Origin of the sequence: Streptomyces sp. NPDC048483, assembly GCF_040651455.1 — a bacterium.
In the GTDB taxonomy this organism is placed as follows: domain Bacteria; phylum Actinomycetota; class Actinomycetes; order Streptomycetales; family Streptomycetaceae; genus Streptomyces.
In genome coordinates, this window is the sequence record NZ_JBEZJZ010000003.1 from 18,691 (window position 1) to 43,944 (window position 25,254).

Here is a 25,254-nt window from a genome sequence, read left to right on the forward strand (position 1 = left end):
CAGCGCGAAGCGATTCCTGCCGGGGTGGTGGCGGGCGACGGCGACAAGAAGGAGCAGCGCGAAGCGATTCCTGCCGGGGTGGTGGCGGGCGACGGCGACAAGAAGGAGCAGCGCGAAGCGATTCCTGCCGGGGTGGTGGCGGGCGACGGGCGGGCGGTCACAGGCCGGCCTTCCGGTAGCGGCGCATCAGCAGGGCGTAGGAGCCGGCGATGACCATCAGCGTGACGAGGAGATAGACGCATCCGGCGGCGGTCGTCGGCGGCAATTCGCCGGGGAAGGAGCTGCTTCCGCCGAGGAAGACCGACTGCACGCCGTCGATGAGCGTGATGGGGGAGAACAGCCCCAGCCAGCCGACGGCGGCTTCGCTGCCCTGGACCGAGGCGATGCCCTGGACGGCGGTCACGGCACCGTACGGAATGGTGAGGACGGCGATCACGGCGGCGACGCCGAAGCCGCGGCGCGGGGTGAGCGCGGAGACGACCAGGCCGATCCCGGCGAAGAGAAGGGAGAGCAGCGCGACGGAGACCAGCCCCTGGCCCAGCCCCCTGGTCTGGTCGACGAAGTCCAGCTTTGCCAGCAGCGCACCGACATAGAGCACCAGGAGAGGTGCGCCGGTGAGGATGAACAGGGCGCTCGCCATGGCCGCGAACTTCGCCACCACATAGTCGACGCGCTCGATGGGGCGGGAGAAGTACAGCGGCACCGACTTGAAGCGCAGATCGCGGGAGACGGACTGCGGTGCCTGGGCGGCGAGGTAGAGACCGATGACGGCCTGGAGGTAGACGGCGTATTGGGTGTACCCCACCTGGAGACTGGAGGCCTTGGTGAACACCGCCACCGCGACCATGATCGCGGCGGGCAGGCACATCACCGCGAATAGCAGCATCGGCAGCACCTTGGACTTGGCCGAGCGGCCGAGCCCGTAGGCGCCACGCAGGCTCTGCGAGAAGAGCGACCGGCGGGCGTAGGCGCGGCCCAGGCGGGGGCCGTCGTAGTGGCGGTAGCCGATGTTGTGGATGAAGGCCCCGCCAGGCGTGGCGGAGACGGGCGTCGTGGCGTCAGTGGGCATCGGAGGCGCCTCCGTCCTGGATGGCATGCGGGGCGCCAGGGGCGCCTGCGGTGGCGGGGGTGACGGGCCGCGCGGCGGCGGCCGAAGCCGCGTCCGCGTCGCGGAAGACCTCGGCTATGTGGTGCCGGCGCTGTTCCAGCCGGACCAGGCCGAGGCCCAGACCCGCGACGGTGTCCCGCACCAGGTCGTAGGTCTCCTCACCGGACGCCTCGACGTACAGCACATGGCCCGAGGCGGCCAGGCCCTCGGCGCCCGCGGCGTCGGTCACCACGGCGCCGGCCGCGACCAGCGCCGAGCGCAGCGCCGCCGTGCCGTCCGGGCAGCGGTCGGTGTCCGTGACCTCGACCGCCAGCGAGGCCGTGGCCTGCGTGAACTCGTCCGTGGAGGAGGAGCGCAGCAGCTTGCCGCCGTCGATGACGACGACATGGTCGCAGGTGCGCTCCAGCTCTCCCAGGAGGTGGGAGGTCACCAGGACGGAGATCCCGAAGTCGGTGTGGACGCGACGGATCAGGCCGAGCATCTCGTCCCGGCCGACCGGGTCCAGGCCGTTCGTGGGCTCGTCCAGGAACACCAGCTCCGGGTCGTGGACCAGCGCCTGGGCCAGCTTCACGCGCTGCTTCATACCCGTCGAATAGCCGCCGATGGGGCGGTAGCGCTCCTCGTAGAGGCCGACATGGCGCAGCGTGTCGGCGGTGCGCTCGCGCGCGGCGGTCGGCGGCAGGCCGGACATCCGGGCCATGTGCACCACAAACTCGGTGGCCGAGACATCCGGCGGCAGGCAGTCGTGTTCGGGCATATAGCCGACCCGCTCACGGATGGCGCCGCCGTCCTTGGTCACGTCCAGGCCGAGGACATGGGCGGTCCCTTCGGTGGCCGGGGCCAGGCCGAGAAGGATCTTGATCAGGGTGGACTTTCCGGCGCCGTTGGCACCCACCAGGCCGGTCACGCCGGGGGCGATGTCAACGGAGAGCCGGTCCAAGGCGGTCACCCGCGGGAACCGCTTGCTCAGGCTTTCGGTCACGATCACAGTCACGTCTACGACGGTAGAGGCGGCCCGCGCGCCGGTCGTCAACCCACGTAATGGTCTCTGCCCACCCCCCGCGTACCTCTCCGGTATTACGGACCCGTAGGGGACGTCATGCCTGAAGCGGACCTGATCTCAGGGTCCCTCGCCGCGGAGGCCGACCCGCACGGAGCCGGGCGGCAGTGCAGCGCGGTGCCGTGCGGTGTGCCACGCCGTTATGCACACCCCTTGACGCAGCCGCCGGTCATTGTCACATTCATCAGTGTCAAGTTACGAGCGCGTACCGCGATGAACCGCTTACGGACGGACGGTTGGCGATGGCCTCAGTCACCTCAGCGACCTCAGCAGGACCCGCAGAACTCACCGCCGAACTACGGGGATTCAGAGAGGTCCAGCGGCTCGCGTACGACTGCGCGGAGGCGGTGGCCGCCCAGCTCAAGCCCGGGGTCACCGAGCGCGCGGCGGCGCGGATGCAGCGGGAGTGGCTGCGCGAGCGCGGCGTGCGGGACTGGTTCCATCTGCCGTTCGCGTGGTTCGGCGACCGCACGGCCTTCGTCAATTTCCGCATTCCGCTCCAGTTCTTCCCCACCAACCGCGAGCTGGAACCGGGCATGGCCTTCATCCTCGACATGGCGCCGGTCCACAAAGGCTTCACCGCCGACATCGGCTACTCCGGCTGCCTCGGGCTCAACCCCGTGCACGACCGACTGCTCGCCGACCTCGAAGCGCACCGCGAGCTGATCCTGCGCGAGGTGCGTGAGCGCCGCTCGCTGCGCGAGATATACGAGGACGTGGAGCGGCTGATGGTGCGGCAGGGCTACGCCAACCGCCACCGCGCCTATCCCTTCGGCGTCATCGCCCACAAGATCGACCGGGTCAGGGAACGCCGCTGGTCCCCCACCCTCTTCGGCTTCGGCACCCAGTCCCTCAAGGGCCTCGCCTCCGATGCACTGCACGGCCACCGGGACGGCTGGTCGCCGCTGTGGAGCCCGTACACCTTCTCCGACCATCCGCCGCAGCCGGGGCTGTGGGCGGTCGAACCCCACCTCGGCTTCCGGGGTACGGGCGCCAAGTTCGAGGAGATCCTGGTCGTCACCGACTCCAAGGACCCCGAGGAAAGCGCCTTTTGGCTGGACGACGATCTGCCGCATGTGCGGCGCTGGCAGGAGGAGAAGGCCGCGTGAACACGGGACAGAGCCAGGGGCGGGGTCAGGGTCAGAGTCAGGGCGAGGGGCTCCAGGGTGCTCGGGAGCGCCGGGTGCGTACCGGCGGTGTCGAACTGTGCGTCGCCGAGCTGGGGGACACCGCGCGGCCCACGGTGATGCTGGTGCACGGCTATCCGGACAGCAAGGAGGTGTGGTCCGAGGTCGCCCGGCGGCTGGCCGAGCGGTTCCATGTGGTGCTCTACGACGTCCGGGGCTGCGGCCGGTCGACGGCGCCGAAGCCGCTGCGCGGCGGGTTCACCCTGGAGAAGCTGACCGACGACTTCCTGGCCGTCGCGGACGCCGTCAGCCCCGACCGGCCGGTCCACCTGGTGGGCCACGACTGGGGCTCCGTACAGGCCTGGGAATTCGCCACGGTCCGGCGTACGGAGGGGCGGATCGCGTCCTTCACCTCCATGTCGGGCCCGTCCCTGGACCACTTCGGGCACTGGATCAAGAAGCGGATGACGCGGCCCACCCCACGGCGCGCCGCCCAGCTCATCAACCAGGGCGCCAAGTCCTGGTACGTCTACATCCTGCATACGCCCATGCTGCCCGAGCTGGCCTGGAAGGGCCCGCTCGGCAAGCGCTGGCCAAAAATTCTGCAGCGGGTGGAGAAGGTGCCCGCCGGCGGCTATCCGACCCCCTCGCTGCCGACCGACGCCTCCCACGGTGCCTGGCTCTACCGCGACAACGTCCTCCCCCGGCTGCGCCGCCCGCGCGCCGACGCCTATGCACACTGCCCCGTCCAGCTGATCACCCCGACCGGCGACGCATTCCTGTCCCAGCGGCTCTACGACGACCTCGAGCAGTGGGCGCCCCAGCTGGTACGTCGCACCCTCCCGGCCAAGCACTGGGTTCCGCGCACCCGGCCCGACCAGCTGACCTCCTGGATCACCGAGTTCGTCGACGCCAAGGAGGAAGGCGACCCGGCGAAGAAGGTGGTGGCCACCGGCCCGTATGCCGACCGCTTCGGCGGCCAGCTGGTGCTGGTGACCGGCGCTGCCAGCGGCATAGGGCGGGCCACGGCATTCGCCTTCGCCGAGGCCGGCGCGCGGATCATCGCCGTCGACCGGGACGCCGAGGGCGCGGCGCGGACCGCCGACATGGCGCGGCTGATCGGCGCCCCGCAGGCCTGGGGCGAGACCGTCGACGTGTCGGACGAGGCGGCCATGGAGAAGCTCGCCGACACGGTGGATGCCGCTTACGGCACCGTCGACGTCCTGGTGAACAACGCCGGCATCGGCCTGTCCGGCTCCTTTCTCGACACCACCACCGAGGACTGGAAGAAGGTCCTGGACGTCAATCTGTGGGGCGTCATCCACGGCTGCCGGATCTTCGGCAAGCGGATGGCGGACCGCGGGCAGGGCGGCCACATCGTCAACACCGCCTCGGCCGCCGCGTTCCAACCGTCCAAGATCCTGCCCGCCTACAGCACATCCAAGGCGGCCGTCCTGATGCTCAGCGAGTGCCTGCGCGCCGAGCTGGCGGGCCAGGGCATCGGCGTCTCGGCCATCTGTCCGGGGCTGGTCAACACCAGCATCACCACCACCTCGCGCTTTGCCGGCGTCTCGGCGGACGAGGAGAAGCGCCGCCAGGCCAAGGCCGCGCGGATGTACGGGCTGCGCAACTACCCGCCGGAGAAGGTCGCCGACGCCGTGCTGCGCGCGGTGGCCCGCAACCAGGCGGTGGTTCCCGTCACCCCCGAGGCGCGCGGCGCCCATCTGATGTCCCGCTTCGCCCCGCGCGCCCTGCGCGCCATCGCCCGTATCGAGCCGCCGCTGTAGCCACCGATCCCCCTGGGAGAGAACTGCGCACGTCAGGAGCCGCGCATGAGCACATCACGCACGCCACGTACGCCACATCCGCAGGAGCGCCACCCGATCACGCCGCGGCGGGTCTCGTTCGACTGGCGCGAGACGCCGCTGCACTGGATCCCGGACGAGCCCACCGCCACGCACGTCATCAATGTGCTGCATCTGCTGCTGCCGGCGGGCGAGCGGTGGTTCGTCAAGGTCTTCAAGGAGGCCCTGCCGCTGGTACGGGACGAGCAACTCCTCAAGGACATCAAGGGCTTCATGGGCCAGGAGGCGACGCACAGCGTCCAGCACGCCTACGTACTGGAGCACCTGGCCCACCAGGGCCTCGACACCGGCCCCTACACCCGGCATGTCGATTTCCTCTTCGAGTACCTCCTGGGCGTGAAGCCACCGTTCGGCATACCCCTTCCCGAACAGGAATGGCTGCGCTTCCGCCTCTCCCTCATCGCCGCGATCGAGCAGTTCACCGCGGTGCTCGGCAACTGGGTGCTGGCCGCCGACGGCCTGGACCGCGCCGCCCCCGACCCGGTCATGCTCGACCTGCTGCGCTGGCACGGCGCGGAGGAGGTCGAGCACCGCGCCGTCGCCTTCGACATGTACCAGCACACCGGCGGCGAGGAACCCGCCCGCTATCTCCGCCGCGTCCTCGGCATGTCCGTAACGGCCCCCGTCCTGCTGTACCTCTGGGGCTGGGGCGCGGCCTACCTTCTCCGGCACGACCCCCGGCTCACCGTCCGCTCCCGCTACTCGCTGCGCGAGCACAACCGCGCCGTGGGCAAAGGCCTGCTGCCCACCTGGCGCGAGCTGGGAGCGGCGATACCGCGCTATCTGCGGCGGTCGTACCATCCCTCGCAGGAAGGGTCGCTGCGCACGGCCGTCGCCTACCTGGCGTCCTCCCCGGCCGCGCGGGCCGCGGCGGGTGCGGTGGGCCGCGCGGCCCTCTCGTAACGCGCGGCCGGGAACGCCCGGCCGGGAACGCACAGCCATCTTGTGAACCGGGCGGCCATCTTGTGAGGAGCACCGCAGTGACCGAGCAGCCGCCGGCGGCCGAATACCGCATCGAGGACCTGGCCCATCTCAGCGGCGCCACGGTCCGTACGATCCGCGCCTATCAGGACCGCGGGCTGCTCCCGCGCCCCGAGCGCCGCGGCCGGGCCAATGTCTACGGCGATGCCCACCTGGCCCGGCTGCGCCAGATCGCCGACCTCCTCGACCGCGGCTACACCCTGGCCAGCATCAAGGAACTCCTCGAGGCCTGGGACGCGGGACTCGATCTCGGCGGGGTCCTCGGCCTGGTCGCCGAGATCGACGGGCCATGGACCGACGAGAAGGCCTCCCGCATCAGCCGCGCCGAGCTGGACACCACCTTCGGCGGCACCTCCGACGAGGCGGCGGTGGCCGAGGCCGTCGAACTCGGTGTCCTGGAACGCATCCCCGGCCACGACGACGAGTTCCTCGTCCCCAGCCCTCAGGAACTCGCCGTCGCCGCCGAACTCCATTCCGCAGGCGTCCCGCTTCTGGCCATCTCCGGGCATCTGCGAGAGGTACGCGGCCAGGTCGAGCACATCGCCGCCCGCTTCGTCGACTTCACCTCCGAGCACATCTTCCAGCCGTTCCTCGACCACCCGCCCACCGAATCCGAAGCCGCCGAGGCCGCCGCCCTCGTACGACGCCTCCGCCCACTGGCCCAACAGACCATCGACGCCGAACTCGCCCGCGCCATGCGCACCCTGGCCACGCGATACCTCCGACGGCACCTTGCCGAGGCCCTACCGGGGGAGCCCCGCAGGACGGGCGAGGAGCCGGGGCCGCTCCCCCCCTCTGCCCCTGGCCCCGCGCAAGGCCCCGCACCCGAGGCCGTCGCGGCTCCCGCGCCTGGTTCCGCCCCCCGGCCGGTCGCAGACCCCCATACCGCGACCGGGCCGGAGACGGTGACGGTGACGGTGACGCTCCCCGCCGACACCGTCCAGGCCGTACGAGACCTTGTCGGCCCGGACAACACGGCCGCCTTCATCGCCGCCGCAGCCCACCGCGAGGTCCAGGCCCGCACCATGGATGCGCTGGCCGCCTCGGGCATACGGGATGGCTCGGCCGGCGACAGGGCACCCCGGCGCTGACCGACGGAGACCCCGGAGCCCTCAACCCGTCCTCACCTCTCGGGATCCGGCAGCCAGTTGCCGTGGAAGCCGTACGGCACACGCTGCGGAAGATGCACCGTCGCCACCGGGCCGGTGGATATGTCCTCCGCGTCCAGGATGACGAGGTCGCTGGTGTCGGTGGACGCGTCATAGACGTAGGTGAGCAGCCAGCCCGGCCCGCCGGGGCGGTCGTCCGCGGGGGCGAAGGCCGCCTCGGACGGGGTGCGGCCGGGGCCGAAGTCGTGCCGGGTCACCGCGCCGGAGCGCAGGTCGTAACGGAGCAGCGCACCGGGTATCGGCCCCGAGCCGGGAAGCTCGCCGGCTATGGCGTGGCCGAAGCGGGCGGGCAGTCCGGCGAGTCGGTCGTCGATGCGGGGAAACTCGCAGAACTGGTCGTCGAGCTGCTCCTCCGTCACGGTGCCGGACACGAGGTCGATGGTCCAACGCCACAGATGGGACGGGCTGCTGGTGCCGAATTCGGCGTAGCGGGCGACATGGAGGACGATGCGCTGCTCGCCGTCGTCATGAGCGTTGAGGCTGTGGAAGACATAGCAGGGATCGATGGGCAGCCAGCGCACCTCGCCGTACGGGTCGTCGCGGCGCAGTACACCCAGCCGGGCGCCGTACTCCGGGTCCCAGGCATACGGCATGCCGGGGTGGCTGCGGTCGAAGACGGCCGGGAGGTCCATGAAGACGACATGGCCAGCGGTCAGATGGAAGTCATGCATCATCGTCTGCGCAGGTACGTCGATGGGGCGGCTGACCACCAACTCCCCTGCCGCATCGGCACGGTGGTAGGTGAGATAGGGCGGGTTGGGGCCGCCGTACCCGAAGAAGTGGAGCTCGCCCGTGGTGGGGCAGGTCTTGGGGTGGGCGGTCATGGCGGTGGTGAGCCGGCCGCCGAAGTCATGGGCGCCGATGGTCTCCAGCTCATGTCCGGGACGGCAGTCGACCTCGTACGGGAAGGACGACTCGACCAGCGCCAGGGTGCGGCCGGCGTGCCGGACGATGTGGGTGTTGGCGGCTCCCGCCCGGAAGTTGCGGCGCCCCTGCTCGTCCACGGCGCGCGTGCCGTCGGTGAAGGAGTCGGTACGCACCCAGCGGTTGCGGTACGAGACGGCGCGGCCGCCCTCCAGGCGCAGCCCGTGCACCATGCCGTCACCGAAGAACCAGTGCCGGGAGGCGGCGTCGCGGGGGTTGGGGCCGTTGCGCAGAAACCAGCCGGTCAGCTCCGGGGGGACCGTGCCCGTGACCGGCAGGTCGTACGCGGTCAGCTCGTCCGTCACCGGCGCGAAGTTGCCTGCCATGTGAGGCGCGGACGCCGAGGATTCGGATGCGGTACTGGCGATCATGGCGTCATGCCTCCTGGAGACCGGGCCGCACACCGGACTGCTCCCGCAGGAACCGGGCGCGGGCCCGGTCCGGGTAGAAGGCGGTGAAGCGGGCAGGAAGGACGAATCCAGCGATCTGTACGGGTATCGAGATGAACAGGCTGAGATCGTTGGCCGTGATGACCGCCTGCGCGGCCGCACCGAGGGTGAAGGACAGCGCCCACGCGGCGGTGAGGACGACATTGATGCGCCGGAACAGCGGGGTGTGCCAGACCTCCGGCGGGGCCACCCGGCGCGCTATGACCATCGTGAAGGGGCGGCGGACGGCGATGGACAGCCAGGAGAAGAGCGCCAGCCAGCCCATCGAAAGGGACCCGCCGTAGAACCGGAGGCCACTGTCGGGCCGGGCGAAGGCCAGGATCGTCATGGCCACGAAGAACAGGATGGTTCCGTATTCCAGCAGCCGGGACTCCAGGGAAAGGCCCGCGGCGCGGTCGGCGACGAGCAGCCCCGCCGAGACCAGCAGCGCCGCCAGCGCCCCCCACTGCCAGCCGAGCGCCCCCACGCCTGCGAACACCAGCCACGGAATGAAACTCCGCAGATAGCCCATGATCCCCCTCGTTCCCGACGATCCCGTGCCGACTGATGGCGCCGGGATTACACTCCTACTTCGACATGTCAAAAATAGAAGATCCTGTCTTGACGTGTCAATAGTGGAAGGTAATTTGTGGGTCATGAGCCTGAGACACGCTGTGCCGGGTCTGCTCGCCGAGGCCCGGCCAGAGGCTACGACCCGATGAAGACGTTCAACGCCTCACTCGCGAACGTCCGGCCCGCCACACAGAGCCAGGTCTACGGAGAGCTGGGCAAGCTGACCACCAAATGGGGCCGGGGAGGCGGGCGACGCCAACGCCTGACCCGGAAATCAGGTGCCTTCGGGCGCGCCGGGCGGGACCCTGGAGCCATGAACAGTCAGCGCGCCGTGCGCATTTCCAAGTATCTGGCGAAACATCTCCGGCATGAGCCGGAACGGATCGGCATCACGCTCGACGCGCAGGGCTGGGTTGCGGTGCCGGCGTTGATCGATGCGGCCACGCGGCACGGATTCCGCTTCTCCCGGGCCGAGTTGGAGACGGTGGTCGCGGAGAGCGACAAACGGCGGTACGCCATCGAGGGCGACCGGATCCGCGCCAACCAGGGCCATTCGATCCGCGTCGACCTCGATCTGCCGCCGGCCGAACCGCCCGCGTATCTCTTCCACGGCACGGTGGCCCGCAGCATTGCTGCCATCCGGCGCGAGGGACTGCGGCCGATGTCCCGGCACGCCGTCCATCTCTCCCCCGACCGCGAGACCGCGACCCGGGTGGGTGCCCGGCGCGGCAAGGCCGTCGTGCTGACGGTCGATGCGGCCGCGATGCACCGGACCGGCCATGTCTTCCAGGTCAGCGCCAACGGGGTCTGGCTCACCGCCCACGTACCGCCGGAATACCTCCGCTTCCCCGGCTGAGCGGCGCCGCACCGTAAGGCCCACAGGCCACAGAAATCAATAGGCCCGCGCCCCCAAGCCCCCCCCCGCAAGCCCCGGCTCAAAGCCCCGGCGCCCCCCACACCGGGAACCACCGCGCCAGATCCGTCTCGATCTTCAGATCGTCCGCGAGCATCGCCCGCACCTGAAGCTCCAGTGGGTTGTCCCGCTTCTCGCCACCGCCCGGCTGCGGGGCGAACGGATAGAACGTGCCGCGTTTGTAGAGGTAGACCAGCGCCATCGGCCGGTCCCGCCCGTCGCGGAAGGCGACCAGCGAGCACAGCAGCTGCGGGCCGAAACCCGCCTCCTCCAGGGACGTATTGACCGCGTGCAGGTCGTTGACCAGGCCCGCCACATCATCTGGCGCCTGCCGTGCCATCAGCCAGGTATAGCCGTACATATCCTGCGTGAACTCCACCGAGCCGCCCAGGAGTCCCTGCGCCTCCTCCTGAATCCGCGAGAACGCTCCGCCCTCGACGCTCGCGAAGCACACCGATCCCTGGCCGGTGGGCCGAAAACCGGCCGCGGCCTGCAGCGTCACTGCCGCGGACGGCAGCGCGAAGAGCTGGTCGAGATCGGGGCGTACCGGCTTGCTGCGGCCCAGAATGGCGTCCAGAAATCCCATGCGTGACCTACTCTCCTTCACCTGACGATGACATTCCGGCGGCCGATGCCGTACGCCGGCCGATGCCTTCCGCTACGGAGCCCCTCACGACCGCCCCAGCTGCGCCGCGATCCGGCCGAGCTGGTCCAGCCGCTGTTCCAGCGTCGGGTGCGAGGACAGCAGCCGGCTGAAGCTCTCCTTGTTGAAGGCCGGGGCGAAGTAGAAGGCGTTGAACGGCTGGGCCTTGCGCAGATCCTCGGTCGGGATCCGCGCAATCTGCCCGGTGACCTTGGTCAGCGCGGAGGCCAGCGCCGACGGCCGGCCGGTCAGCATCGCGGCGGCGCGGTCCGCGGACAGCTCCCGGTAGCGGGACAGCAGCCGGGTCAGCAGGAAGCTGACGGCATAGACGGCTGCGCTGACAGCGGTGACGATCAGTACGGCGATGGCCGCGTTCTGGTCGCGGTTGTCGCGCCCGACGCCGCTCCACAGGGCGGCCCGGGTGATGATTCCGGCCAGTACGCCGAGGAACGACGCGATGGTCATCACGGCGACGTCGCGGTGCGCGACATGCGAGAGCTCGTGCGCGAGCACGCCCTCCAGCTCCTCCGGCTCCAGCCGCCGCAGCAGCCCCGTCGTGGCGCAGACCATCGAGTTCTTCTGATTACGGCCGGTCGCGAACGCATTCGGCACATCCGAATTCGCGATGGCGACCCGCGGCTTGGGCATATCGGCCAGCGCACACAGCCGGTCGACGGCGCCGTGCAGCTCGGGTGCCTGCTCCGGTGTGACCTCGTGGGCGCCCATGCTGAACGCCGCGATCCGGTCGCTGAACCAGAACTGTGCGACGAACAGGCCCCCGGCGATGATCAGCACCACCACCCAGGCGCCCTTCAGCAGCACCACCAGAACGCCGACGACCACGACGTACAGCAGTCCGATGAAGAACATCGTCGTGACCATGCGCGAGGTCAGCCCGCGGTCGGGGGCGAATCGGGTCTGTGCCATGGCTCCTCCAACGCACCGCGCTTCGCGCAGCCGCCGGATCGATTCCCGCGTCACCTCGCGCGCCGCGCCCTGCACTCTGCGCCGCTGCACTAATTCTCCCTCTTTGCAGCTCTATGCGGAGTAAGCGCAGGGCGGTCTGTTTCACGTGAAACAGACCTCCCGCGGACCGCCATCCGCCGAACGGCCCCGTAACCGGCATCACACCGGGCTTCACGGGCCTCCCCGTACCCTTTACGCCATGAGCGCTTCCCTCCGCCTGAGCACCCTGATCCTTCCCGTCCGCCGCTGGCACGAGGGCGGTCGCGAGCAGTGGCAGCGCGCCGAAGCGCTCGGATTCCACGCCGCGTACACCTATGACCATCTGGCCTGGCGGTCCTTCCGCGACCAGACGTGGTACGGCGCCGTGCCAACGCTGACCGCCGCCGCGACGGCCACCTCCCGGCTGCGCCTGGGCACGCTGGTGACCTCGCCCAATTTCCGGCACCCGGTCACCCTCGCCAAGGAACTGATCACCCTCGACGACATCTCCGGCGGCCGGATCACCCTCGGCATCGGTGCCGGCACCAACGGCTTCGACTCGAGCACGCTCGCCCAGGAGCCCTGGTCCCAGCGCGAGCGGACGGACCGCTTCGGCGAGTTCGTGCCGCTGCTCGACCGCCTGCTCACCGAGGACTCGGTCTCCCACCAGGGCACCTACTACTCGGCCGAGGAGGCCCGCAACATACCCGGCTGTGTGCAGCGGCCCCGTATCCCCTTCGCGGTCGCCGCCACCGGTCCGCGCGGGCTCAAGCTCGCCGCGCGCCATGGCCAGGCGTGGGTGACGACCGGCGACCCCAAGGTCTACGCGACGGGCACCCCCGAGGACTCCCTCGAAGCCGTCCGGGGCCAGGTGGAGAAGCTGGAGAAGGCATGCACGGAGGTCGGCCGGGACATCGCCGAGCTGGACAAGGTCTTCCTCACCGGCTTCACCCCGGACCGCGGCCGTCCGCTGGAGTCCCTCGACGCGTTCGTCGACTTCGCGGGCCGGCACATCGAGCTCGGCTTCAACGAGATCGTTCTCCACGCGCCGGTACCGGACTCCGATTTCGCCGCCGACCAGAAGGTGTTCGAGCAGATCGCCACCGAGGCGGTCGCACAGCTCGGGTGATCGGGCCGCAGAGCTCAAGTGCACGCCCCAGCGCACGCCTGTGCGGCGCGGTACGCGAAGATGGGCGCGTGACTGACGCCTCCGCGATGACGCCACCGGTGCCCGGGCCGCCCGTTGCGCCCCGGCCCACCCGGCTGATCGCCACCGACCTTGACGGCACGCTGCTGCGCGACGACAAGACGGTCTCCGACCGGACCATCGCCGCGCTCGCCGCCGCCGAGGAAGCCGGCATCGAGGTTTTCTTCGTCACCGGCCGCCCGGCCCGCTGGATGGACGTGGTCAGCGACCATGTGCACGGCCACGGCCTGGCGATCTGCGCGAACGGCGCGGCCGTCGTCGACCTGCACCGCGGCCGCCGTATCGTCGAGGTCAGCCCCCTGGAACACACGGTCGCGCTGAACGTCGTGACCGCGTTGCGCGGCGCCGCCCCCAGCACCTCCTTCGCGGTGGAGCGCACCAGCAGCTTTCACCACGAGCCGGGATACCCGCCGCTCCACCTGGACCCGACCGCGATCGTCGCCCCGGCGGAGAAGCTCCTGGACGAGGACTTCGCGGCATCCGTGGACCCGGACGGCGTCGGCCGGCCCGTGCTCAAGCTGCTCGCCCACCACCCCGACCTGGACCCCGACGCCTTCCTGGCGCTGGCCCGTACGGTCGCGGGCGATCTCGCGTCCTTCACCCGCTCCAGCCCCACCGCACTCCTGGAGATCAGCGGCGCCGGCGTCAGCAAGGCCGGCACCCTGGCCCACTGCTGCGCGGAGCGCGGCATCTCGCCCGCGGAGGTCGTCGCGTTCGGCGATATGCCCAATGACATAGAGATGCTCGCCTGGGCGGGTACCTCGTACGCGATGGCCAACGCCCACCCCGACGTGCTGGCCGCCACCACGCGCCGTACGGAATCCAACAACGACGACGGCGTCGCGGTGATCATCGAGCGGATCCTGCAGGCGCGCTGACGCCTCACACCACGACGCCGTGGTGCCGCAGCCACGGCACAGGGTCCACGCCGGACCCCAGATAGGGCGTGCGCCGCACCTCGAAGTGAAGATGCGGCCCGGTGGAGTTGCCGGTGCCCCCGGACAGCGCGATCCGCTCCCCGGGGGCGACCCGCTGTCCCGGTCGCGCCAACGGCGCCGACAGGTGCGCGTACTGCGTGTACAGACCGTCGCGATGCCGTACGACCAGGCTGATCCCGAAGCCGTCACCGCAGGTCAGGCTTTCGATACGGCCCTCGCCCACGGCCCGTACGGGGGTGCCGACCGGCACCGCGAAGTCCTGGCCCGTATGGGCGGATGCCCAGTGGGAGCCCGCGCCGCCGAAGGGGGCGGACAGCTCATAGCGCTCCACCGGGCGCATCCAGGGCGCGCTCGCGCCGGCCATGGGGGCGGCGGCCCTGGCGGCGGTGCTCACCTCGCTGGGCAGCGTGCCGCAGTTACCGCTCCGGGCCGCCTGCGACGCCAGCTGATCCAGCGCGACGCGGGCCGCGTCCAGACCGCGGTCGGCCTGCGCCTGCACCTCCCTGAACCGGTCGCGGTCCGCGGCGAGGGCGGCCGCACGGGCGGCCGCCCTCGCGCTGCCGACCGCCAGCCTGCGGCCCGCGCGCCGTACGGTCCCCACCCGCGCCACCAGCGCCCGCTCCCGCCGCGCCACCTCTTCGTACCCGCTGACCAGCGGCGTCCGGTGGTCAGCGGCCTTGTGGAGCATGTAGGCGACGCGGCTGCCGGTGCGGTACTGCGCCTCGGCGATCGCACCGGCCCGGCGGCGCAGCGCGTCGGCCAGCCGCCGCGCACGGTCCAGCTCCGTCCGCAGCCGGTGGCTTTCGGCCCGTTGTTCCTGCTCCGCGCGGCTTCTCGCTTCGTACGAACGGCTCGCCCGGCGCGCCGCCTCGCCCAGCCGGATCACCTCGAGGCTCACATCGGCCAGCCGCGTCCGGGACGAGTGGCCGGCCGCGGCGCGCAGACCGGCAACGGGGCGGTCGCCCACGGCGTGCTCACCGAGGGCGGTCGCCCTCGCGCTTGGGGTGTACGGCGAGGCGATCCCCACCGCCGCCGACACCGCCAGGGCAAACGCGCTCACCCCGCACGCCCCTGCCCGCCTTGCCCCCCGCTCCTTCCAGCACGCCCATGAACGCATAGGGCGAGATTGATCCTAAATATCCTGAAATCTACGGATTTTAGGCCCGCACAGCCCGTCCAACGCCCCGAACGGCGCAGTGCCGCCCCCTCACAGCGGCGCCTCCCACGTCACTTTCGTCCCGGTGCCGCCGTCGCCCAGCCCTGGTCCGTACGCACTGGATCCGCCGAGCGACTCCGCGCGCTTGGCGAGATTCTTCAGGCCGCTGCGACGGCCGCCCTCCGCGATGCCGATGCCGTCGTCGGCGACCGTCAGGCGAACCCCCTCCGACCCGTCCGGCAGGGTGATCGTCGCGTCGACGACGACCTCGATCCGGGAGGCCTGAGCGTGCCGGAAGGCGTTCGAGAGCGCCTCGCGCAGGGCGGCAACGAGGTTCTTGCCGGTCAGCTCGCCGACCCGGGAGTCGACCGGCCCGATGAAGTTGGCCGACGGCTGGAAGCCGAGAGGGACGGCGGCGGTGCCGATCTCGCGCAGCACCCGGGTGCGCAGACCGGACGGCGCCTCGGCCGGGCCCTGCTGGAGCGCGAAGATCGCGGTCCGGATCTCCTGAATGGTCACGTCCAGTTCGTCGACTGCCTTGCCGACGCCCAGCGTCACCTCCGGCACCAGGGCCTTACGGTGCGCGCTCTCCAGCATCATCCCGGTCGCGAACAGCCGCTGGATGACCAGATCGTGCAGGTCACGGGCGATCCGGTCGCGGTCCTCCAGCACCGCCAGCCGCTCACGGTCGCGCTGCGCATCGGCCAGCACCAGCGCCAGCGCGGCCTGCGCCGCGAACTGGATGGCCAGCGTCCGCTCGGCGGCGGTGTACGGGCGGGCACCGCGGTTGCGCGGGATCGCGAGCGTGCCCAGCACCCGGCCGCCGCTCTTGAGCGGCAGCATCATGCTCGGGCCGAAGCGCGGCGCGATGGCCGTCACCATGCGGGGGTCGGCGGCCGAATCGTCCACGAACACCGGCTCCCCGGCGAGCAGTTGCTCCGCCACCGGACTGTCCGGCGGAATCTGCGTGCCCATGATGCCGGTGGGGTCGTCCGCCGACACCGCGACGATCTCCAGCCCGCCCTCATCGTCGGGCAGCAGCACAATCCCGGCCGCCGAATCCGCCAGCCGCCGCGCCTGCTCGGCGACCACCGCGAGCGCATCGTCGACATCGCTGCCCGCCAGAAGCTCGGTGGTCACCGCGACCGAGCCGTCGATCCAGCGCTCCCGCTGACGGATCGCCGCATGCATCCGGGCGTTGCCGATCGCGATACCGGCCTCGGTGGCCAGCACCCGCACCATGTGCAGGTCCCCCTCGCTGAACGCGCCGCCGCCGCGCTTCTCCGTCAGATAGAGGTTGCCGAAGATCTCCCCCTGGACGCGGATCGGCACCCCCAGGAACGTCCGCATCGGCGGGTGCTCCGGCGGAAATCCGGCCGATCGCGGGTCCCGGGTGAGGTCGGCCAGGCGCAGCGGCTTCGGATCGTGGATCAGCGCACCCAGCAGGCCCTTGTGGCCGTCGGGCAGCGCGCCGATCTGCCGGTGCTGCTGCGCGGTCACGCCGTACGTCACAAAGTCCGACAGCCCCTCACGGGCTTCGTCGATGATCCCGATCGCGGCATAACGGGCATCGGCCAGCTCGGCGGCGGTCTCCACGATCCGGTCGAGAGTGATGTGCAGATCGAGGCCCGCGCCGACCGTCCGCATCGCCTCCAGCAACTGCGGGATCCGGGCGGTCAGCTCGGACGACAGTCCCTGCAGGCTGCGGGTGGCCTCGGTGGCCACGGCCATGGCGTCGCGGGCCGGGGACGCGTCCGTCTCCGCGCGGTTCGCCTGCCGACGGTCCGACTCTCCAAGATCCGCCTCTCCGCGATCCGTCCGGCCGCTGTCCCTGGGGTCCGGGGGTCCTGCCGTGACTGCCATGCCATGAGCCTAATAAGGGCCCATTTCCGGCGAAAGTCCGGTTATGCGGGGCCCGGCGGCCAGAAGGCAGGCCTTATGCGGGGACGCGAGCCGACGCGTGGCCCTCACCGTAGGCCGCATCGACCGCCCGCTCGCGCTCCAGCATCCGCCGGAACGGACCGTCGGCCGTCGCCAGCTCCGCGTATCCGCCGTGCTGTACGGCCCGGCCGCGGTCCAGGACGAGCACCTCGTCGACCGCATCGAGGCCGGTGAGCCGGTGGGTGATCAGGACCGTCGTACGACCCTCGGTCGCGGCCAGCAGATCCGCGGTCAGCGCGTCGGCGGTGGCCAGGTCGAGGTGCTCGGCGGGCTCGTCCAGGACCAGCACCGGGAAGTCCGCGAGCAGCGCGCGGGCCAGCGCCAGCCGCTGCCGCTGACCACCCGACAGCCGGGCGCCGTGCTCGCCGACCATGGTGTCCAGCCCGTCGGGCAGGCCGCGCACCCAGTCCGCCAGCCGCGCCCGCTCGAGCGCGTCCCACAGGTCCTGGTCGCCGGGATCCGCCGCCTCCGGGCCGCCCCGGCGGGCAAGCCTGAGGTTCTCCCTCAGCGAGCTGTCGAAGAGGTGCGCGTCCTGCGCACACAGCCCCACCAGCCGCCGCACCGCGTCACCGTCCATCGTCCGGGCATCCGTCCCGGCAAGGGTGTACGCGCCGGCCTCCTGGTCGAGGAAGCGCAGCAGGACCTGCGCCAGCGTGGTCTTGCCGGACCCGGACGGACCGACGACGGCCAGCCGTCGGCCCGCCGTCAGCGTAAAGCCGACGCCGTCCAACGCGGGCTCCGCCTGCCCCGGGTGGCGCGCGGCCAGGTCCTGTACGGCCAGCGGGAACGGGGCCTCGGGAGCCGTGACCGGCGAGGCCGGCTCCTGCACCGGCACCGGCGCGTCAAGCACCTCGAAGACCCGCTCGGCGGCGCGCCAGGTGCGCTGGCGGTACTGCACGGCGAGCGGCAGCCCGGCCACCGCCTCGAACGCCGCCAGCGGGATGAGGACAACGACGGCCAGCGCGACCCCGTGCAGCCGGCCCGCGTGCACCGCCTGGACTCCGGCCACCGCCGCCGCGGCGACGGTCAGCCCGCACAGCAGCGCCGAGAGCCCGGCCCCTGCTCCGGCCGCGGCGGCCGAGCGGGAGGCGATCCGGGTCAGGTCACGGTCCGCGCGCCGGGCCGCGTCCGTACGGGCCGGAAGGGCGCCGGCCACGGTCAACTCGGCCGTACCGGTGAGGAGATCGACGATGCGGGTGGACAGCACACCACGTGCCGGCGCCAGCTGACGCTCCGCCCGCCGGGCCAGCACACCCGAGAGCAGCGGCACGCCCGCGCCCGCGAGCAGCAGCCCGACGGCGAGGATCGCGCCGGCCTCCGGCAGCAGCCGGCCGGTGAACCCCACGGCACCCGCGCCGACCACCACCGCGGCCCCGACGGGCAGCAGCCAGCGCAGGAAGTAGTCCTGCACCGCATCGACATCGGCGACGAGCCGCGAGAGCAGATCGCCGCGGCTGCGCTCCTTGAGACCGGCCGGCGCCAGCCGCTCCAGGCGCCGGAAGACCGCGACGCGTACATCGGCGAGCATCCGGAACACCGCGTCGTGCGCGACCAGCCGCTCGGCGTAGCGGAAAACCGCCCGCCCGATGCCGAACGCGCGGGTCGCGGTGACCGCCACCATCAGATACAGCACCGGCGGCTGCTGCGCGGCCCGCGAGATCAGCCAGCCGGAGGTCGCCATGAGGCCGACCGCGCTGCCCAGCGCGAGGCTCCCGAGCAGAAGGGCCAGCGCGAAGCGGGACCGGCGGGTCCGGGCCATGCGCCGCAGGCGCGTCAGCGCCGGGGAGCCGGCCGGGACGGGCTCAACTGCGGCGTCATCGGCGGACGTTGTGGAGACCGCGGACCGCGCGGGCGGCCCCGCTGCTGTTTCACGTGAAACATCCGGCGCCGGCCCCGGGGCCACGCCCTCAACCGAAGCCGCGCGCGAAACCGTGTCCCGCCCCGCCAGCCGCACCACCCGGTCCGCCACCGCCAGCAGCGCCGGCCGGTGGACGACCAGCAGGACCGTACGACCGGCCGCGAGGCGGCGGACCGCCGCCACGACAGCTTCCTCGGTCTCACCGTCGAGATTGGCAGTCGGCTCGTCCAGCAACAGGATCGGGCGGTCGGCGAGGAAGGCGCGGGCGAGCCCGATGCGCTGGCGCTGGCCTGCGGAGAGTCCGGCGCCCAACTCGCCGAGGCGGGTGGCCGCGCCGTGCGGGAGCACGTCAACAAAGTCCAGCGCCCCGGCGTCGCGCAGCGCGGCCCGTACCGCCGCGTCGTCCGCGTCCGGGCGCGCCAGCCGGACGTTCTCGGCAATGGTGCCGGCGAAAAGGTGCGGGTGCTGCGGGACCCAGGCGATCCGTCGCCGCCAGCTTTCGGGGGAGAGGGACGCGATGTCCTGGCCGTCTGCCAGGGCGCGGCCCTCGGCCGGTGCGGTGAAGCCGAGCAGCACACTCAGCAGCGTGGACTTGCCGGCGCCCGAGGGGCCGACCAGGGCCACGGTCTCGCCGGGCCGGACCTCGAACGAGGTCGCGGGGAGCGAGTCGGCGGTGCGTCCGGGGTGGCGGACGACCAGGTTCTCGACGGCCAGCCCGGTGCCTTCGGGCGCGGGCGCGGTGCCGGGCGCGGGCAGCGGCGTCTCCAGCACCGCGAAGATCTCCTCCGCGGCGGACAGCCCCTCGGCCGCGGCGTGGTACTGCGCGCCCACCTGCCGCAGCGGCAGATACGCCTCGGGCGCCAGGACCAGCACCAACAGGCCGGTGTAGAGGTCGAGTTCGCCGTGCACCAGGCGCATTCCGATGCCGACCGCGACCAGCGCGACGGAGATGGTGGCAAGCAGTTCGAGGGCGAAGGACGAGAGAAAGGCGATCCGCAGGGTGCGCAGCGTCGCGCGGCGGTATTCACCGGTGATGGCACGGATCGAGGCGGCCTGGGCCTTGGCCCGGCCGAAGACCTTGAGGGTGGGCAGGCCCTCGACGACGTCGAGGAAGTGGCCGGAGAGCCGGGCGAGCAGCCGCCACTGGCGGTCCATCCGCGACTGCGTGGTCCAGCCGATCAGGATCATGAACAGCGGGATGAGCGGCAGGGTGACGACGATCGTCAGCGCGGAGATCCAGTCGCCCAGGACGATCCGGGCGAGTACGGCGACGGGGACGACGACCGCCAGGCCCAGCTGCGGCAGATAGCGGGCGAAGTAGTCGTCGAGGGCGTCGATGCCGCGGGTGGCGAGGGTGGCCAGTTCGCCGGTACGCATCTCCAGCGTGCCCGCGTCGCCCTCGGGGCTGTGCGCGTCCGGTGCCTGCGCGCCGGCGCCCGCACGGCGGACCGTGGCGCCGGGGCCCAGCCGCGCCGCCCGTTCGATCAGCCGCATCCGCAGCTCGGACTTGACCGCGGCGCCTGCCCGGTGCGCGGCCAGTTCGGTGAGCCAGGAGACCAGCCCCCGGCCGGCCGAAACCGCGGCGAGCAGCGCGACCGGTGTGGTCAGAGCGCCGAGATCGAGGTCGTGCAGGAAGGCACCGACCACGATCTCGGCGATCAGCATGGCCTGTCCGACGACCAGCCCCGCTCCGGCAAGCCCGAGTGCCACCACCGCGACAAGGAAGAGGCGGGTGGCGCGGGCGTATCGGAGCAGGCGCGGGTCGATCGGTTTCACGTGAAACCTCCGTCAGCTGGAGGGCGTTGGGGCAGGAGCGTCGGCCGTCGGCGTATGGGCGTCGGCGATGTGCTGGGTGCCGATCCGCTTGCGGAAGACCCAGTACGTCCACCCCTGGTAGAGCATCACGAGAGGCGCAGCGATCGCCGCACCCCAGGTCATGATCTTCAGGGTGTACGGGCTGGACGAGGCATTGGTAACCGTAAGGCTCCAGCTCTCGTTCAGCGTCGACGGCATGACGTTCGGGAACAGCGTGAGGAACAGCATGGCGACCGCGGCCGCAATGGTGATCCCGGAGAACGCAAACGCCCATCCCTCGCGGCCGAGCCGGTTGGCCCCGAGCGCCGCGATCAGCGCGACCACCGCGACGATCATGGCGATCAAGCTGCCGCCGTCACCCCTGCTGGCCTGGGTCCAGGCCAGGAACGCGATCGCCGTCACGGCCGCGAGCAGCCCGAGTACGGTCGCCATCCTGCGCGCCCGCTCCCGGATGTCGCCCACCGTCTTGAGCGAGGCGAACACCGCACCGTGGAAGGTGAACAGGGTCAGGGTGACCAGGCCGCCCAGGATCGCGTACGGGTTCAGCAGGTCCAGGAGGGTGCCGACGTACTCCTTGTGCGCATCGATCTTCACGCCGTGCACGATGTTGCCGAACGCGATGCCCCACAGGACGGCGGGCAGCAGCGAGGTCCAGAAGATCGCCGTCTCCCAGTTGCGCTGCCATGCCTCCTCGGCCCGCTTGGCGCGGTACTCGAAGGCGACGCCGCGCACGATCAGGCAGACCAGGATCAGCAGCAGCGGCAGGTAGAAGCCGGAGAAGAGGGTGGCGTACCAGTCCGGGAAGGCGGCGAAGGTCGCGCCGGCCGCGCTGAGCAGCCAGACCTCGTTACCGTCCCAGACCGGGCCGATGGTGTTGATCAGTACGCGCTTCTCGAGCCGGTCCCGGGCGAGGAGCTTGGTGAGCACGCCGATCCCGAAGTCGAACCCTTCGAGGAAGAAGTACCCGGTCCACAGAAAGGCGATGAGGACGAACCAGATGTCGTGGAGTTGCACAGCCGCCTCCTAGTACGAGAAGGCCATCGGCCGGTCGGCGTCCGTGGGGTCGCCGCCGATCTTGGTGGGCGGGTTGAGGTCGGAGTCGGTGAGCTCCTGGGGGCCGGCCTTGACGTACTTCACCAGCAGCCGGACCTCGACCACGGCGAGGATCGCGTAGAGCGTGGTGAAGACGGCCAGGGAGGTGATCACCTCGCCCTGCGAGACGCCCGGGGACACCGCATCCGAGGTGCGCAGCACGCCGTAGACGACCCAGGGCTGGCGGCCCATCTCGGTGAAGATCCAGCCCCAGGAGTTCGCAATGAGCGGGAAGCCGAGGGTGAGGAAGGCGAGCGACCAGTACCACTTGCTCAGGCGGGCGCCGAGTTCCTTGTTCTTGGTGAGCGCGAGCCGGGGTGGTTCCTCGTCTCCGGTACGCAGCCCCGGCGCCAGCCAGAACTTCTTCCGGGTGAGCCAGAGCCCGGCCAGTCCGATGGCGAAGGACGACATACCGAAGCCGATCATCCAGCGGAAGCCCCAGTAGGCGACCGGGATGTTGGGCCGGTAGTCGCCGGGCCCGAACTTCTGCTGCTCGGCCTTGTTGACGTCGTTGATGCCGGGGACCGGCGAGGTGAAGTCGTTGTGCGCGAGGAAGGAGAGCAGGCCGGGGACCTCGACGGCGACGGTGTTGTGGCCCTTTTCGACATCGCCGTAGGCGAAGACCGAGAACGGCGCCGGCTCTTCCTTGTCCCACAGAGCCTCGGCGGCGGCCATCTTCATCGGCTGCTGCTTGAACATGACCTTGCCGAGCTCGTCACCGCTGATCGCGGTGAGCAGTCCGGAGACGACCAGCGTGACCAGGCCGAGCCGCAGCGACGTACGCATCACCTTGATGTGCTTCTTGCGCATCAAGTGGTACGCGGAGATGCCGACCATGAACGCGGCGCCGGTCAGGAAGGCGGCGGTGAGCGTGTGGAAGGCGACGACCAGAGTGGTGTCCTGGGTGAGCACCTGCCAGAAGTCGGTGAGCTCGGCACGGCCGGTGTGGGCGTTGTAGCGGTAGCCGACCGGGTGCTGCATCCAGGAGTTGGCGGCGAGGATGAAGTACGCGGACAGGATCGTGCCGATCGAGACCATCCATATGCAGAAGCAGTGGATCTTCTTGGGCAGCTTGTCCCAGCCGAAGATCCACAGTCCGATGAAGGTGGACTCGAAGAAGAACGCGATGAGCGCCTCGAAGGCGAGCGGGGCGCCGAAGATGTCACCGACGAACCGCGAGTAGTCGGACCAGTTCATGCCGAACTGGAACTCCTGGACGATGCCGGTGACGACACCCATCGCGATGTTGATCAGGAACAGCTTGCCCCAGAACTTGGTCGCCTTGAGGTACTTCTGCTTCGCCGTGCGCACCCATGCGGTCTCCAGTCCGGCCACGAGAGCGGCAAGGGAGATCGTCAGGGGAACGAACAGGTAGTGGTAGACGGTGGTGATGCCGAATTGCCATCGCGCCAGAGTCTCTGGCGCCAACGCCAGCTCCACGTCGCTTCCTCCTTACGTCGCCGTTGCACCACGGCAAAGTCCCTGTTCTGCCCCCATGGACAAGACAGAGCGGGTGCGCTTGTGAACGCGTTCACATTCACAAGCATTATTACCCATGCACCTTCACCCTTCGATAAGGGGGGTACGTGACCGCCGTCACGCTGGAATCCATGGCATATGAATCCTTATTCCGCGCTTACTGCACACCCCTTCCCCCGGGCTTCAACATATTGTTGAATTCGTCGCCATGAGAATCCGTATCTCCTGGCCCGCAGGGCATGTGACCGCCACCCTCGACGACACCCCGACCGCCGCGGCACTGGTCGCGGCGCTGCCCATCGCCGGCACCGCCCACACCTGGGGCGAAGAGGTCTACTTCGACACCGGGCTCACGCCCGCGCTGGAGGCCGGCGCCCGCCAGGTCGTCGAACCCGGCACGGTCGCTTTCTGGACCGAGGGCAACGCCCTGGCGCTGCCGTACGGGCCCACACCGATCTCCCGGGGCGACGAGCCCCGCCTGGCCTCGCCCTGCAATGTGCTGGGCCGCCTCGACGGCGACCCGCGCGCGCTGGCCACCGTCCGCGGCGGCGACGCCATTCACGTACAAAAAGCCTGAGGCCGCAGGTCAACGACCCACGGCCCCAGCGCAGGACCTTGCCAAGGCCCTGACGGCGCGTCCCGCGCCCTACAGCGCCTTGCGGAACTCCTGCGCGGCCTCCAGGAACAGATCCATCGCCGCGCTCTCGCCGATCGTCACGCGCACCCCCTCACCAGGGAACGGCCGCACCACCACCCCGGCGCGTTCACACGCCGCCGCGAAGTCGACGGCACGGTCCCCCAGCCGCAGCCAGACGAAGTTGGCCTGCGACTCGGGGACCGTCCACCCCTGCCCGGCCAGCGCGTCCGCCACCCGTGCCCGCTCGGCCACCAGTGCGTCGACCCGCTCCAGCAGCGCCGCCTCGCTGCGCAGCGACGCCACCGCCGCCTCCTGCGCCAGCTGGCTCACCCCGAACGGCACCGCCGTCTTGCGCAGCGCCGCCGCCACCGGCTCATGCGCCACCGCGAACCCGATCCGCAGCCCCGCCAGGCCGTACGCCTTGGAGAAGGTCCGCAGCACACACACATTGGGCCGGTCGCGGTAGAGCTCGATACCGTCCGGCACCTGCTCGTCCCGGATGAATTCGCGATACGCCTCGTCCAGCACCACCAGGACGTCGCTCGGCACCCGGTCCAGGAAGGACTCCAGCTCGGCGCGGCGTACGACGGTGCCGGTGGGGTTATTGGGGTTGCAAACGAAAATCAGCCGGGTCCGGTCGGTGACCGCTGCGAGCATCGCGTCCAGGTCGTGCACCTCGCCGGAGGTCAGCGGCACCTGTACGGGAGTGGCTCCGGAGACCCGGGTGATGATCGGGTACGCCTCGAACGACCGCCAGGCGTAGATCACTTCATCGCCGGGCCCGGCCGTGGACTGCACCAGCTGCTGCGCCACTCCCACCGAGCCGGTCCCGGTCGCCAGGTGGGAGAGCGGCACCGAGAAGCGCTCGGCCAGCTCCGCCATGAGGCCCGTACAGGCCATGTCCGGGTAGCGGTTGAAGGACCCGGCGGCGGTCACCGCGCTCTCCAGGACGCCCGGCAGCGGCGGATAGGGGTTCTCGTTGGAGGACAGCTTGTAGGCCGCAGGGCCGTCCGCCGCGGCGGGCCGGCCCGGCTTGTAGGTCGGAATGCCGTCCAGCGCAGCACGCAGCTTCGGGGTCTTCTCGCTCACCGCAGGTCCTCCTCGACCGTCCCGCTCGACTCCAATACTGCACACCTTATGAGGATTGGCCCGTCCGGCGGCAGCCCCCGCCCCAGCGGCGGCGCCCGGCGGGCAACCGCGCCAGCACCCCGCGCCAGCACCCCGCGCACAGGCTCTACGGAGCGCTCCCCACTCTGTTACGCGCCGGTGGCTTGCGCCCTGGCGCGCATCCCCCGTGAAGGTGACTTGAGACCTCTTCGAGACCTCTCCCGATCGACAGGCAAGCGCGGCAGAAATCCCCCCGTATGATCATTTTGAGCGCCAACTACCTGTGTT

21 protein-coding genes are annotated in these 25,254 nt (G+C 70.8%); 9 read left to right on the forward strand and 12 right to left on the reverse strand.

The genetic code is table 11. From position 1 onward, the window contains the following. On the forward strand, positions 1-213 hold a 213-nt coding region (locus AB0D04_RS02185), incomplete at its 5' end, for a hypothetical protein (RefSeq protein WP_362698339.1). Here the strand turns inward: AB0D04_RS02185 and AB0D04_RS02190 are convergent. Both AB0D04_RS02190 and AB0D04_RS02195 read right to left on the reverse strand, forming a co-directional pair. Continuing rightward, the gene (locus AB0D04_RS02190) at positions 158-1,069 is read right to left on the reverse strand and encodes an ABC transporter permease subunit (protein WP_362698341.1); all 912 of its coding nucleotides are present in this window, start codon (positions 1,067-1,069) and stop codon (positions 158-160) included. The two genes, AB0D04_RS02185 and AB0D04_RS02190, sit on opposite strands and share 56 nt — an antisense overlap. Further along, positions 1,059-2,102, reverse strand: a complete 1,044-nt coding sequence (locus AB0D04_RS02195; protein WP_362698343.1) for an ABC transporter ATP-binding protein — start codon at positions 2,100-2,102, stop codon at positions 1,059-1,061. Before AB0D04_RS02195 ends, AB0D04_RS02190 begins: the two co-directional genes overlap by 11 nt. Before the next feature lie 308 nt (positions 2,103-2,410). On the opposite strand from AB0D04_RS02195, the gene AB0D04_RS02200 reads away from it, so the two are divergent. The 4 genes from AB0D04_RS02200 to AB0D04_RS02215 all read left to right on the forward strand — a co-directional run bounded on the left by AB0D04_RS02200 (position 2,411) and on the right by AB0D04_RS02215 (position 7,232). Beyond that, positions 2,411-3,277 carry a M24 family metallopeptidase gene (locus AB0D04_RS02200; RefSeq protein WP_362698345.1) on the forward strand — a complete coding sequence of 289 codons (867 nt, stop codon included), beginning with the start codon at positions 2,411-2,413 and terminating at the stop codon, positions 3,275-3,277. Next, positions 3,274-5,082, forward strand: coding sequence for an SDR family oxidoreductase (locus AB0D04_RS02205; RefSeq protein ID WP_362698348.1), 1,809 nt, complete (start codon positions 3,274-3,276; stop codon positions 5,080-5,082). The genes AB0D04_RS02200 and AB0D04_RS02205 overlap by 4 nt, the downstream gene beginning before the upstream one ends. 45 nt (positions 5,083-5,127) lie before the next feature. Further along, a complete protein-coding gene (locus AB0D04_RS02210) occupies positions 5,128-6,063 on the forward strand; it encodes a metal-dependent hydrolase (RefSeq protein ID WP_362698351.1) in 936 nt (311 codons plus the stop codon). A gap of 77 nt (positions 6,064-6,140) precedes the next feature. After that, positions 6,141-7,232 (forward strand): MerR family transcriptional regulator, encoded by a 1,092-nt coding sequence (locus AB0D04_RS02215; RefSeq protein WP_362698354.1) that lies wholly within the window; start codon positions 6,141-6,143, stop codon positions 7,230-7,232. Between the two features lie 32 nt (positions 7,233-7,264). Here the strand turns inward: AB0D04_RS02215 and AB0D04_RS02220 are convergent, their stop codons facing one another. Both AB0D04_RS02220 and AB0D04_RS02225 read right to left on the reverse strand, forming a co-directional pair. Then, complete coding sequence (locus AB0D04_RS02220; RefSeq protein ID WP_362698357.1) at positions 7,265-8,605, reverse strand: carotenoid oxygenase family protein; 1,341 nt, start codon at positions 8,603-8,605, stop codon at positions 7,265-7,267. Positions 8,606-8,609: 4 nt separating this feature from the next. Continuing rightward, positions 8,610-9,194 (reverse strand): hypothetical protein, encoded by a 585-nt coding sequence (locus AB0D04_RS02225; RefSeq protein ID WP_362698360.1) that lies wholly within the window; start codon positions 9,192-9,194, stop codon positions 8,610-8,612. Between the two features lie 354 nt (positions 9,195-9,548). Between AB0D04_RS02225 and AB0D04_RS02230 the strand changes: the two genes are divergently transcribed. Continuing rightward, positions 9,549-10,091: an RNA 2'-phosphotransferase gene (locus AB0D04_RS02230; protein WP_362698769.1), complete on the forward strand. Its 543-nt coding sequence runs from the start codon at positions 9,549-9,551 to the stop codon at positions 10,089-10,091. A gap of 79 nt (positions 10,092-10,170) precedes the next feature. On the opposite strand, the gene AB0D04_RS02235 is transcribed toward AB0D04_RS02230, so the two are convergent. Both AB0D04_RS02235 and htpX read right to left on the reverse strand, forming a co-directional pair. After that, entirely contained in the window at positions 10,171-10,734 is a 564-nt protein-coding gene (locus AB0D04_RS02235) for a hypothetical protein (RefSeq protein ID WP_362698363.1), read from the reverse strand. A gap of 84 nt (positions 10,735-10,818) precedes the next feature. Beyond that, positions 10,819-11,718 (reverse strand): zinc metalloprotease HtpX, encoded by a 900-nt coding sequence (gene htpX / locus AB0D04_RS02240; protein WP_362698366.1) that lies wholly within the window; start codon positions 11,716-11,718, stop codon positions 10,819-10,821. A gap of 238 nt (positions 11,719-11,956) precedes the next feature. Between htpX and AB0D04_RS02245 the strand changes: the two genes are divergently transcribed. Further along, positions 11,957-12,865, forward strand: coding sequence for an LLM class flavin-dependent oxidoreductase (locus AB0D04_RS02245; RefSeq protein WP_362698369.1), 909 nt, complete (start codon positions 11,957-11,959; stop codon positions 12,863-12,865). 86 nt (positions 12,866-12,951) lie between these two features. Next, complete coding sequence (locus AB0D04_RS02250) at positions 12,952-13,821, forward strand: HAD hydrolase family protein (protein WP_362698771.1); 870 nt, start codon at positions 12,952-12,954, stop codon at positions 13,819-13,821. Positions 13,822-13,825: 4 nt separating this feature from the next. On the opposite strand, the gene AB0D04_RS02255 is transcribed toward AB0D04_RS02250, so the two are convergent. The 5 genes from AB0D04_RS02255 to AB0D04_RS02275 form a co-directional block, all read right to left on the reverse strand. Further along, entirely contained in the window at positions 13,826-14,941 is a 1,116-nt protein-coding gene (locus AB0D04_RS02255) for a M23 family metallopeptidase (protein ID WP_362698372.1), read from the reverse strand. Between the two features lie 147 nt (positions 14,942-15,088). Further along, entirely contained in the window at positions 15,089-16,768 is a 1,680-nt protein-coding gene (locus tag AB0D04_RS02260) for a GAF domain-containing protein (protein ID WP_362698773.1), read from the reverse strand. Positions 16,769-16,973: 205 nt separating this feature from the next. Next, on the reverse strand, positions 16,974-20,612 hold the full coding sequence (gene cydD, locus AB0D04_RS02265; RefSeq protein WP_362698375.1) for a thiol reductant ABC exporter subunit CydD: 3,639 nt from the start codon (positions 20,610-20,612) through the stop codon (positions 16,974-16,976). A 12-nt stretch (positions 20,613-20,624) separates the two neighbouring features. After that, complete coding sequence (cydB, locus tag AB0D04_RS02270) at positions 20,625-21,665, reverse strand: cytochrome d ubiquinol oxidase subunit II (RefSeq protein ID WP_362698378.1); 1,041 nt, start codon at positions 21,663-21,665, stop codon at positions 20,625-20,627. Positions 21,666-21,674: 9 nt separating this feature from the next. Further along, entirely contained in the window at positions 21,675-23,183 is a 1,509-nt protein-coding gene (locus AB0D04_RS02275; RefSeq protein ID WP_362698381.1) for a cytochrome ubiquinol oxidase subunit I, read from the reverse strand. Between the two features lie 247 nt (positions 23,184-23,430). On the opposite strand from AB0D04_RS02275, the gene AB0D04_RS02280 reads away from it, so the two are divergent. After that, a complete protein-coding gene (locus tag AB0D04_RS02280; protein WP_362698384.1) occupies positions 23,431-23,799 on the forward strand; it encodes a cyclophilin-like fold protein in 369 nt (122 codons plus the stop codon). 69 nt (positions 23,800-23,868) lie between these two features. Here the strand turns inward: AB0D04_RS02280 and hisC are convergent, their stop codons facing one another. Continuing rightward, positions 23,869-24,948 carry a histidinol-phosphate transaminase gene (gene hisC, locus AB0D04_RS02285; protein WP_362698387.1) on the reverse strand — a complete coding sequence of 360 codons (1,080 nt, stop codon included), beginning with the start codon at positions 24,946-24,948 and terminating at the stop codon, positions 23,869-23,871. Between the last annotated feature and the right edge of the window lie 306 nt (positions 24,949-25,254).

Bases quoted from the DNA above. Each gene is read 5' to 3' on its own strand.
- AB0D04_RS02190 (WP_362698341.1), bottom strand. From the start codon at position 1,069: ATGCCCACTGACGCCACGACGCCCGTCTCCGCCACGCCTGGCGGGGCC.
- AB0D04_RS02200 (WP_362698345.1), top strand. From the start codon at position 2,411: ATGGCCTCAGTCACCTCAGCGACCTCAGCAGGACCCGCAGAACTCACC.
- AB0D04_RS02210 (WP_362698351.1), top strand. From the start codon at position 5,128: ATGAGCACATCACGCACGCCACGTACGCCACATCCGCAGGAGCGCCAC.
- AB0D04_RS02220 (WP_362698357.1), bottom strand. From the start codon at position 8,605: ATGATCGCCAGTACCGCATCCGAATCCTCGGCGTCCGCGCCTCACATG.
- AB0D04_RS02225 (WP_362698360.1), bottom strand. From the start codon at position 9,194: ATGGGCTATCTGCGGAGTTTCATTCCGTGGCTGGTGTTCGCAGGCGTG.
- AB0D04_RS02230 (WP_362698769.1), top strand. From the start codon at position 9,549: ATGAACAGTCAGCGCGCCGTGCGCATTTCCAAGTATCTGGCGAAACAT.
- AB0D04_RS02235 (WP_362698363.1), bottom strand. From the start codon at position 10,734: ATGGGATTTCTGGACGCCATTCTGGGCCGCAGCAAGCCGGTACGCCCC.
- htpX (WP_362698366.1), bottom strand. From the start codon at position 11,718: ATGGCACAGACCCGATTCGCCCCCGACCGCGGGCTGACCTCGCGCATG.
- AB0D04_RS02245 (WP_362698369.1), top strand. From the start codon at position 11,957: ATGAGCGCTTCCCTCCGCCTGAGCACCCTGATCCTTCCCGTCCGCCGC.
- AB0D04_RS02250 (WP_362698771.1), top strand. From the start codon at position 12,952: ATGACGCCACCGGTGCCCGGGCCGCCCGTTGCGCCCCGGCCCACCCGG.
- AB0D04_RS02260 (WP_362698773.1), bottom strand. From the start codon at position 16,768: ATGGCCGTGGCCACCGAGGCCACCCGCAGCCTGCAGGGACTGTCGTCC.
- AB0D04_RS02280 (WP_362698384.1), top strand. From the start codon at position 23,431: ATGAGAATCCGTATCTCCTGGCCCGCAGGGCATGTGACCGCCACCCTC.